Annotated in this window: 13 protein-coding genes; all 13 read left to right on the top strand. The window is 33.2% G+C overall.

From position 1 onward, the window contains the following. Positions 1-434, top strand: a 434-nt coding sequence (locus F9B85_RS13805; protein ID WP_243138244.1) for a stalk domain-containing protein, incomplete at its 5' end; no start/stop codon positions are given. A gap of 19 nt (positions 435-453) precedes the next feature. After that, entirely contained in the window at positions 454-1,656 is a 1,203-nt protein-coding gene (locus F9B85_RS13800; protein ID WP_151621799.1) for a hypothetical protein, read from the top strand. Between the two features lie 322 nt (positions 1,657-1,978). Next, complete coding sequence (locus F9B85_RS13795; protein ID WP_151621798.1) at positions 1,979-2,920, top strand: replication initiation protein; 942 nt, start codon at positions 1,979-1,981, stop codon at positions 2,918-2,920. Between the two features lie 111 nt (positions 2,921-3,031). Then, positions 3,032-3,568, top strand: a complete 537-nt coding sequence (locus tag F9B85_RS13790) for a MerR family transcriptional regulator (protein WP_170270560.1) — start codon at positions 3,032-3,034, stop codon at positions 3,566-3,568. Between the two features lie 64 nt (positions 3,569-3,632). Further along, positions 3,633-4,367, top strand: a complete 735-nt coding sequence (locus F9B85_RS13785) for a Fic family protein (RefSeq protein WP_151621796.1) — start codon at positions 3,633-3,635, stop codon at positions 4,365-4,367. Positions 4,368-4,583: 216 nt separating this feature from the next. After that, the gene (locus F9B85_RS13780; protein WP_151621795.1) at positions 4,584-5,486 is read left to right on the top strand and encodes a hypothetical protein; all 903 of its coding nucleotides are present in this window, start codon (positions 4,584-4,586) and stop codon (positions 5,484-5,486) included. A gap of 41 nt (positions 5,487-5,527) precedes the next feature. Further along, entirely contained in the window at positions 5,528-5,866 is a 339-nt protein-coding gene (locus F9B85_RS13775) for a hypothetical protein (RefSeq protein WP_151621794.1), read from the top strand. 900 nt (positions 5,867-6,766) lie between these two features. After that, complete coding sequence (locus F9B85_RS13770; protein WP_151621793.1) at positions 6,767-7,138, top strand: hypothetical protein; 372 nt, start codon at positions 6,767-6,769, stop codon at positions 7,136-7,138. Then, the gene (locus F9B85_RS13765) at positions 7,135-7,332 is read left to right on the top strand and encodes a hypothetical protein (RefSeq protein WP_151621792.1); all 198 of its coding nucleotides are present in this window, start codon (positions 7,135-7,137) and stop codon (positions 7,330-7,332) included. The genes F9B85_RS13770 and F9B85_RS13765 overlap by 4 nt, the downstream gene beginning before the upstream one ends. 492 nt (positions 7,333-7,824) lie before the next feature. Further along, the gene (locus tag F9B85_RS13760) at positions 7,825-8,787 is read left to right on the top strand and encodes a tyrosine-type recombinase/integrase (protein WP_151621791.1); all 963 of its coding nucleotides are present in this window, start codon (positions 7,825-7,827) and stop codon (positions 8,785-8,787) included. Positions 8,788-9,070: 283 nt separating this feature from the next. After that, positions 9,071-9,322 carry a TIGR04540 family protein gene (locus F9B85_RS13755; RefSeq protein WP_151621790.1) on the top strand — a complete coding sequence of 84 codons (252 nt, stop codon included), beginning with the start codon at positions 9,071-9,073 and terminating at the stop codon, positions 9,320-9,322. A gap of 164 nt (positions 9,323-9,486) precedes the next feature. Next, on the top strand, positions 9,487-9,684 hold the full coding sequence (locus F9B85_RS13750; RefSeq protein WP_151621789.1) for a hypothetical protein: 198 nt from the start codon (positions 9,487-9,489) through the stop codon (positions 9,682-9,684). A 5-nt stretch (positions 9,685-9,689) separates the two neighbouring features. Beyond that, positions 9,690-10,121, top strand: a 432-nt coding sequence (locus tag F9B85_RS13745) for a copper amine oxidase N-terminal domain-containing protein (RefSeq protein ID WP_170270557.1), incomplete at its 3' end; no start/stop codon positions are given.

Below are 10,121 nucleotides of genomic sequence, written 5' to 3'. Positions count from 1 at the left end.
TACCTTTAAAGTTTGTATCAGAGAGTTTTGGTGCTAAAGTTGAATGGATCAGTAGAACAAGGACAGTGGTTATAACTACAGGAGAAGCAACTTCCGATACAGTACCAGTAAATCAAGTGATTAGCAATGTAAACGAACTGAATAGAACCGATGGCATCAACGTAACAAAAGCAAAAGTTCTAACCAATAATCCTTATAAAATGGAGATTTCAGAAGGACAAACATCAAGAGCTATTAGAGTAAAAGGTGATGATTTAGGAGGTATTGTATTGATAAAAGATGGAGAAGTTGCATTAAGAACTCAAAGGGCATCAGGAACAGGAGAAGTGGTCTATATCGTAGACAAAAATGTAGATTTTTCTCAATATGATTATCTAGGTAGTTATACATTTAGAAACGACACAATAACATTAATTCCTAACCCATTTAAGTAGAGAGGAAGGAGGGAAAAAATTGAAAAAGAAAATACTAGCAGTTTTACTTATTGCGATATTTACTCTAGTGGCAATTCCCCTAGAGTATTCCTATAGTCAAAGCAAACCAATAGAATATGAAACCCATTACTTTTTAGATACTGGTGTAGTCTTTGTTTGGAAACATTCAGATGGAAGATGGCAAAACAACCTAAAGCCTAATGATACATACAAAAGTAGCTATACATTAAACATGGGAGCTTTGCCACATGGGAAAATCAATAAAGAGGACATAGAAGTGGTTAAAGTGGAACCCTATAGCCCCAGCAAACATTCATTTGACACAGAAAATTTTAGAAGATGGTCAAGTCCTAAAGCTAAGGATCAGTTTGAATATGACGAAAACTTTTATCGTCACGCCTCCAATAATATCAATGTAGCCAACAAAAATTATGACAACAAAACAGGAAATTTAACAGTTAATTTTAAAGCAAAACTTACGCCAAGAGAAGCTCTGTATGACGTAAAGAAAACTTTAGAATACATTGGACCACAAGAAGTATACGCCTACATGGGTGGAGAACGAAATGTATCACAAGAAATTAAAAACGCTATAGAAATGTTAAAACCAAGCAACTTCGCAGCTAATGTAGAAGGATATATGTACTTTGTACCTACAGTAGTTGAATATAGAGTACCTAAAGAAAAGGAAATAGAGTATAGTGATAACTATGAATTTTCAGCTTTTCACAGGTATAGCATGACACATAAGAAAAACCCTAATGACGATAGAAAAAAGTATGAGTTTTGGATGTTTAGACCGATAGATGCAGAACCGACTTTAAGCGATGAATTTTTGGTTGAAGCGTCTAGTTGGACACACGAAAAAGGACTTAAAGAATTTCCTGCTAAGTATTATAAATTAGACAAAGACAATCCGTTTTTATTATATGACTTCCACGCTGATTATAACCCTTTAATAGCAGTTATTTACAGAAAAGGAATAGAGAATGAAAAATATAAAGACGACGAAGTATTTAAAAAACAATTTTTTAATGGATATGAAAAAGAGCATCAAGGCGAAAAATATTATCTATACGATTGGTGGATTAGACAAGCCGATGGAGAAATGATGCCTACAAAATATTTATTTGAACATTTTTCAGATGATGTTGTTCAACGATTTCTAAACTATTTTGGTTATGACGATCCTGAAGAATGGACATATAACATTAGGAATTAGATATAGGTGACAGTCTAGGCGTTAATATAGACTGTCACCTAAAAAATATTTCAAAATCCTTTCCAGAGTTTTGTATTAAATATAAATAATATAATAAAAACCTTTTTAACCCTTTTTAACCCTTTTTCGGCAGTCTAGACGTATTGTAATAGCTTGTCTACAGAACTTATATAACTACAAAAATACGGTAGAGCCACTACAAAAATACGGTAGAGCCACTACAAAAATACGGCAAAATCACTAAAATAACTACAAAAAATATTGAATGTAGTTTAACTATATAGTAAAGTATTATACATAGAGATTTAAGGGGGAAATTAGAATGAATGGAGAGAATTGGATCGTGAAATCAAATGCTCTAATAGAATGCAGAACCAGAATGACAGCACTGGAACAAAAAATAATGGTGGTACTTGCATCAGAGATAAGTCCTAACGACGAAGATTTCAAGGACTATGAATTCAGCATTAAGGAATTTGCTGAACTTACTGGAACGAATGAAAAATCAGCATATGCTCAAATACATGAATCTGCCAAAAAACTCATGCAGAAAGTTATAACTTATAGGAAAAACGGAAGAACTAGAACTGTTGCATTGTTGAGTTTTGCTGAGACGATTGAAGGTGAAGGTAAAGTTATAATGAGATTTGATAAGGCTCTTAAAAGTGAATTATTAGGCCTTAAAGAACTTTTCACGCAATACAAGACAAAAAATGTTCTAGGCATCAAAGGATCTCATGCAATAAGATTGTATGAACTTTTAAAACAGTATGAAAAAATTAAAAAAAGAGAATTTGAGGTTGATGAACTCAAGGAACTATTAGGTGTAGGAGATGGATATAATAGATTTGATAATTTTGAAAGAAGAATTTTAGCTCCTGCAAAGACTGAAATCAACGAAAAGACAGACATTTGGATTGATTGCAAAAAAATAAAAAGAGGTCGAAAAATAGCAAGATTGAAATTTGAAATAGAGCCTAAGCATTTTGAAGAAGATGAAGAGCTTTATGAAACCGAAGAAATAAAGTTAATTAGAAATAAGGCAGGATTACAAGATGAAAAGTTTAGTGGGAAACAGATTATGCAGCTATATGAAATAGCAGTTGAAAAGACCGATAGGTTTAATTTAGATCCATATAGATACATAGAATTAAATTACATATATTCTTTGAAGAAAGCAGAGAAAAATTTATATGCTTTTTTAAAAGGTGCCTTAGAAAAAGATTATGCTAAAGCTAAGATTACAATGATAGAAGAAATGTAAAGTCGAGGATATAAAATATAGACAATCGTTGTTCATCACCAAAATAAAGGATTTGCATAAAAAACATAGAAGAAATACATATAAAAATACGGTGATGGAGTTGTGATGGTGATGATGGTAGATAATGATAATGTGGTGGGAATGTGGTATTTAATAAAAGAAATCGCTAATTTAACAGGGATAGCAGAGAATACTCTGAGAAGATATGCTGATCTATTCGGAGAATTCTTCATTGTGAAAAAATATGGGCGTTCGACTAAGTACAATGAAAATTCCATAGAGTTATTCAGAAACATTTTCTCAATGTATGAAGAAGGCTATTCTACAGAGGAAATCAGAGAAAAACTAACAAAAGAAAATATGCAAATATTAGACATGCAAAGTAATTCTCACGAAATTACCACAGTACCACAACAGTTAGTAAGTACTTTGACAGGAATAGAGTCAGCGTTACAAGGTATCAAAGAAGAAATGAAAAAAGCTAATGAAAATAGAGATGAAATAGAAAAACTCAAAAATGAATTTCAAGAGTTCAGAATGCAGCAGGAACAGATCAAGGTGGAAAACGAAAAATTAATGAAGTATATAACTGAAACTAGAGAAGAAGAAAAGAAGAAGTCTATTTGGAGCAAGTTGTTTAATAAATAGTATGAGGGTACATACTTAACTAAGGCTTTATACATTGAGCTTAAAAGAAAGTGGTGAAATTTGAATGAGGGGTTTATTAAAAAAAATAGATGAGAAAAAAGCATTATTAGATAGTAAAAGACCTTTACCAACTTATACTGTTAAAAGTATCAGAGAGAATTTACTACTTGAATGGACATATAATTCTAACGCTATAGAAGGGAACACTTTGACTTTACAGGAAACAAAAGTTGTCTTAGAAGGTATTACTGTGGGTGGTAAAACTATGAGAGAACACTTGGAAGTAATTAATCATAAAGAGGCTATTTTGTATGTTGAGGAAATAGTGAATGGCAAAGAAAATCTTAATGAATGGCAAATAAAGAATATCCATAGATTAGTCTTAAAAGGAATAAGCGATGAACATGCAGGAGTATATAGAAATCAAAATGTAATGATTAGTGGAGCTCAACATACTCCACCGGATTTCATGGTTGTTCCAGATGAAATGAAAGCACTCATTGATTGGTATGAAGGTGAAGCTCAAAAACTGCATCCAGTTGAAAGGGCTGCACATCTTCATGCTATCTTTGTTGGAGTCCATCCTTTTGTAGATGGTAACGGAAGGACAGCTAGACTTTTAATGAATTTAGAACTTATGAAAAATGGATATCCTGCCACAATTATTAGAACAGAAAAAAGATTAGAGTACTACACTGCTTTAGATAAAGCACATACAACGAATGATTATGATGATTTTAGTAAATTGGTTGCAGAAGAAGTTGAGAAAAGCTTGGGTATATATTTAAAGCTTATATGATTCGATTTAATGCTATGGTTATTGAAGAAAGATTGAGGTGGGGAGAAAAGAAGGCACTTGGCTTAAAGCTAGTGCCTTCTTTTCTTTATTTGTTTAATTTTTATGAAAAGTATTTTAGTTTCATGGCCATAATGATATAATATATATAAACATATATAAACAATGTAAACATATTGTAATTACTATATTTTAATGTTTACAAAAGGAGGGTGTAAAATGTCAGATGTTACATACAGTGTTAGGATGCCGGAAGAAATCAAAGAAAAAATCAATCATCTTGTAGATGAAGCAGGTTTAAGCTCCAAAGAATTTATGCAGGAATTAATCACTACCTACGAAATTAATAAAACAAAAGAAATAGTTCCAGTCATTGAGCAAGACTTAAATGAATTACAGACCTTAACTAGAAGAATTAATAGCATCTATGTCAACATTGGTGAACGGATCAACACTATTGCCCAAGAAAAAGAAGGAAAATTTCAAGTTTTACTACAAGAAAAGGATGAAAAAATAATATCTCTTAAAGAGAAGATAACTACAGTAGAAGAAATTAACGCCATTTATAACACAGACATACATAACCTTAAAGACAAACTCTATGACTTAGAACAAGAGTCTAACGAGAAGAAAAAAAATTATGTAGAAAAGATAGAAAAATTAGAAGAGATTCTTGAAGGCAACAAAGCCCTTATAGAGGAATATAGGAGTAAAATAGATACCCTATCTGGTATTGTTGAGGAATATAAAGGGTACAAGATTGAGAACCAAGCGATAAAAAAAGAACTTGAAACCTCTCAACAATCTATAATGGCTATAGAAAAAGAGAACTTAACATTCAAAGATGCTGTTCAAGGGTTACAGACTAATATTAATGAATTAAAAGAGAAACACCAGGAAGAAATAAAGACTACAAAAGATCGTCTTGAGTTTGAATGTGAAAAGAGGGTGTTGCAGTTAGAAAGACAACATCAAGAGCAAATCCAAAGAATCAATGAAGAGTACAATAATAAGACTAAATCATTACTGATAGAATTGGAGAAGAAGGGGACAGCTGTTAAAAAGCAAAAAAAAGTTTCTTCCGAAGAAAATCCAAGTCAAATAGGCATTGATTTAGAGTAGGAAAGAAGAAAAGAAAAAGAATTTTTGGAACAAGTTATTCGGTGAAAAATATTGATATAACTGAACCAAATAACCCTATTCACAAAAAAATAATAGGGTGTAAGCCAAAAATGCCTGGTTTAGAAATAGCAGGAAAATTTTTTAGGGAGTTGAGGTGGAATATGAAAAAATATATATTTCAATTCAGTATTAACGGCCAAGTGACGATTGAAGATGACAATGAAAAAGCTGCGATGGAAAGGTTTAAGAAAATTGCAGAAGGAAAATTATTAGAAATAAGTGATGGTCATATGCTTTCGGGAAAATGTGTTGGGATATATAATGATGATGGTAGTATTCTCACGGAGTCGATAAGTTCACTAGACTATCAAAAAGTATAAAAAAAGGTGAACGGAGAGTTTACAAATCATGCTTTCGTGATATAATAAAAATGTAACATACATGATACAAAATGTGATAAGTAAGAGCAACGAAGGCTCGCAGGTAGGTCTGACTAACCTACCTGCTTTACTTTTTTGCAAAAACTAGAAAAGAGAGCTGACTAGACTCTCTTTTCCTTTTAGTAACTATGGTCGAAACCATGTTGCTACGGTAATGATTGCATTGATGAAATTGATAATGAAAACTACAGCTTCACATAGTGCAATTACGCCCGTTTTTTTCTTTTGTGATAAGTAAGACAACGAAAACTCACCTCCTTTCTTTCATGAAGGCAGTTCTATTATAACAGATTATATTCCCAAAAGGTATTCTTTGAGCAAAACATATGTTCGCATGTATTTATTTCAAAAATGTGGTAAAATAAATCTGCAAGAAAGCAGTTTGTAGGAATTTAATATGATGTGTTAGCGAAAATAGATTGAGGTGGGCAAACTACAATCTATTTTCTCTTTTTTGAATGTAAATAGGTAATCAACCAGTGGAGTTATTGAAATAACTTGCATTTTAATGTTGAATAGAGAAAAAAATAATGCTATACTTTAAGCATAGTAAAAAATAATATAACAGGTCGTTACGGATCAATAGATGCCAATGACGATAGTAAAAAGTATCAAAACCAGTAAAAATAAAATTTTAGTAAAAAAACATGATTTGTAAAAAGTCGAAAGACAGCACCACCAGTAAAAAATTTCTTTGAAAGAAATCTATTAGAAACTGGGTGAGTTCTGTCCATTTTTATTTTTTGGAAAAAAACTCAACAGTAGTAAAATTCAACAATAGTTATTTGCTATTGTTTTTTATATTTTTTGTAAAAATTCAAATTGAAAGGGGAAGTAAAAATGGCAATGGAAACAGTAACATTCATACTGCTAATGTTAACAACAATGGTGAGACGAGAGGTTGAAAAAGTAAAAAATGAAGTTATGGTAGTTTTCATCATGCTAGAAATCAAGGCGATTCTGCTAGTAAAAACTTTTTCATTGAAGCTAGATTACAACAAGAACCTGAAAAACTATGGAGAACTGATTGCTTACAAAGAATACTACCAAGAACTCCTTAAAGATTCTCCTAGCAATGATTATTTGAAGTCGAAACTAGCTTCTGTTCAATTGGAAATCCAATTAGTAAGTGGGCTTATTACAAAACAAAAATTAGAAATAGCCAGACTGAAAAAATTCAAGCTCGAAGTCATTGGAGGGATGATTGAGTGAAAAAAAATATTAATTTTGTAAAAAAGTTATTTGACGTGAGTTTTGATGATTTCTACGAAAAAGCAATTGAAGAAGGAAAAACCATAGCACGAATTAAGATCTTGGAAGCAGAATTAGAAGCTGTAGAAGATGCTCTTGCTAAGGAGAGGAAAGATATCAAGGAGCTCATCAAAAAACTAAAAGCAAGTCATTAAGAAATTCCTAGATTTTTGCAAAATGTGAAGTGCGATAGCACAAGCATTTTGCAAAAATCAGAAAAGCGTTTCTATATTAGTGATTAGTGTGTAGCACTAATATAGAGTCAGCGAATGCTGATGCTGTGTAGCGATGCTTTGTCGCTGTTGCGTAGCAACACCCGTAAGGGTTGTGACAAATTGGTGTTAAGCAGATAATGAAAAAATAGCATATCTCTGAGGTCGTCTCTATTTTTTGACGAAGGAAGAAAATAGAGACGACCTCAGAGATAGACCTCATAGCAAGATTTTGAAGGGTTTCAGAAGGCATAAGGCAAGAAAAGGACAGGAAATGAGCTCTTATGTGAGATCTTTGTAGATGGGATATTTGTGTCCAAAAACAGAAAGTACCACAGTGGTATTTTCGTGTGTAGTTTTGGCAGGCAAGATAATGAAAGTCATTGTTCTACTGTAGAATGATCCATAGAACTTTTGAAATACAGGAGGTTCAAAATGAAATACAACTGGAAGCCCACAGGTAATAACAAGGTAGATAATCTAGGCAGGCAACTAGCTAAAACAATACGGACCATGAATCAGAACAGATTTGAAACAAGGGAACGGTATATACAAACAATGCAACGCTTCATTCATCATACATCGAAAGAATTTAACCTGCAAAAATTGTCGAATATACAAGACAAGCACCTGCAAAGCTATGTCCAGTCTCTCAAAAATGAGGGCAGAGCCGACAAATATATCAAGACAGAATTATCTGCAATACGTTTTTTTCATAATCATATGCCAATAGCCAAGCATGAATTAAGCGACAGTAGGGCTTTCAATTGGTCGGTGGGACTAGGCAGTACACCGGATAACAGAGGAATAGATCGAGCATGGACAGAACGAGAAGTGCAAGGAATGAAAGATATAGCCAATAACCTAGGTAGACAAGAAATATCTAGCGTAATCGAATGTATGCGATCCACTGGAACAAGAATAGACGAAGCTATCACACTCCGAGATAGCCACCTTAGAAATGCTATCTCTACAGGAAAATTAAGCTTAACTAACACAAAAGGAGGTAGACCTAGAGAAGTACTTCTAACAGATCGTGCCAGGGATCTATTCGAGCGACAGCTTCAAGTTGTAGGTAGAGGTGAGTATGCCTTCACACCAAAAAATTATGTAGAATCCCACAAAATACACGATTTCAAGCAATCAATCCAAAATTTTTTGTATAATCATCGAGAAAAAATACAAGAAACTGGTCGTGCATCCAGCGGACACAATATAGAAGTTGGAGGTCAAAGTGCACTAACTTCTCATGGACTTCGCCATACCTTCGCCAGAGAGCAGTATTTTGAATTAAGGGATAAGGGGCTAGACAAAGAGGATGCTCGACTAGAGGTTGCTGAAATGCTAGGTCATAGTCGTGATAGCATAGCTTACGTCTATCTAGGGGGGTTAGAATAGTTTTTAGGGGTTGGATGGTGTCTAGGTAGGGTTGGTTCAAAAAACGCCTTAGAATGGAAATGTGGGCGTCTAATGACCGAAAAAATAATCGCCCTGCATTATTTCTTATATAATTCTAACTATTCCTCAAAGATGAATTTTGGGAATAGTTAAGGTTGATAATATAAAATTTATTGTAAAATAATATAAAAATAATGTAAAAATAGTTGCAAAATTATAAAATTAGTGGTAAAATAGAATAAACTAAATCAAACCAAACCAAGAGCAGGAAGGAGTCCTCTAAATGAGTAGAAAAGAATATATTATTTTTCACAAAAACGTAGTTCATCTAGCTCAAGAGATCAACAAAGCTTTTAATGATTACTGGAACCGGGAATTGACAGAAATAGAGTTGAAGGAGCTTCTTTGGAAGTGGGCCAGTACAGGGAAGTTGTTTAAGGGAGATGACTACAGTAAGTCACTGAAAAGGATTGTTGGCAAAGAAAGATTGAAAATAATGGACAAGCTGCTAGAGGGCTATCAGAAAAAAATCTAATTATATTACAAAAAAGGAAAATAAAAGTTGCCATGCTGGATGAAGGATCAGTTCATCCAGTAGCAAAAGCTACTTTACATGACAACCCGCACCTTAATAATAAATGTAAAAAGGCTAGATAGCAACTCTTATTTCCTCACAAAAATAAAAAGGGGGAAGTTGAAATGCTAAAAAGCAAAAAATGTAAAAAGAAAAAACGACAAGTAACTATCACAATGAATCCAGAAGTCATTGAGAAGGCACGACTAGGGGCAGAAAGAATGGGGTTCATGGTGAACAGCAAAGGTAACTTATCGCAGTTTTTGGAGTATGTTTCGATGCGATATTATAACGAAAAGATACAAAAATCAAAGGAGGAATAGGAATTATGAAAAAATTAAGTGTAATGATGGTGTTAGTAGTATTAGCAGTAACATTAGTAACAAGTTATAGTTTTGCAAGTCAACAAAGCGTCAAGATAATGATTGATGGACAGGAACTAAGAATACCAGTAGGAGAACCAAAAGCCTATGTAGACAAAAACAATAGAACAGTAATCCCAATCAAATTTATAGCAGAAGCACTAGGACTTGAAGTGGATTGGAATAGAAGTCAACAATTAGTGACCTTCACCGATGCAGACACAACAGTGAAGTTAAAGATAGGCGAAAGACAAGCTACAGTCAATGGCAAAACAGTATATTTTGATACACAGGCAGTAATCACACAAGCAAGAACTTTTGTACCTTTAAAGTTTGTATCAGAGAGTTTTGGTGCTAAAGTTGAATGGATCAGTAGAACAAGGACAGTGGTTATAACT

The organism is Heliorestis acidaminivorans (assembly GCF_008933955.1).
Taxonomy (GTDB): Bacteria; Bacillota; Desulfitobacteriia; order Heliobacteriales; family Heliobacteriaceae; genus Heliorestis; species Heliorestis acidaminivorans.
Note: the sequence above shows the minus strand (reverse complement) of the source record. Positions and strands in the feature narration are given on the sequence as shown.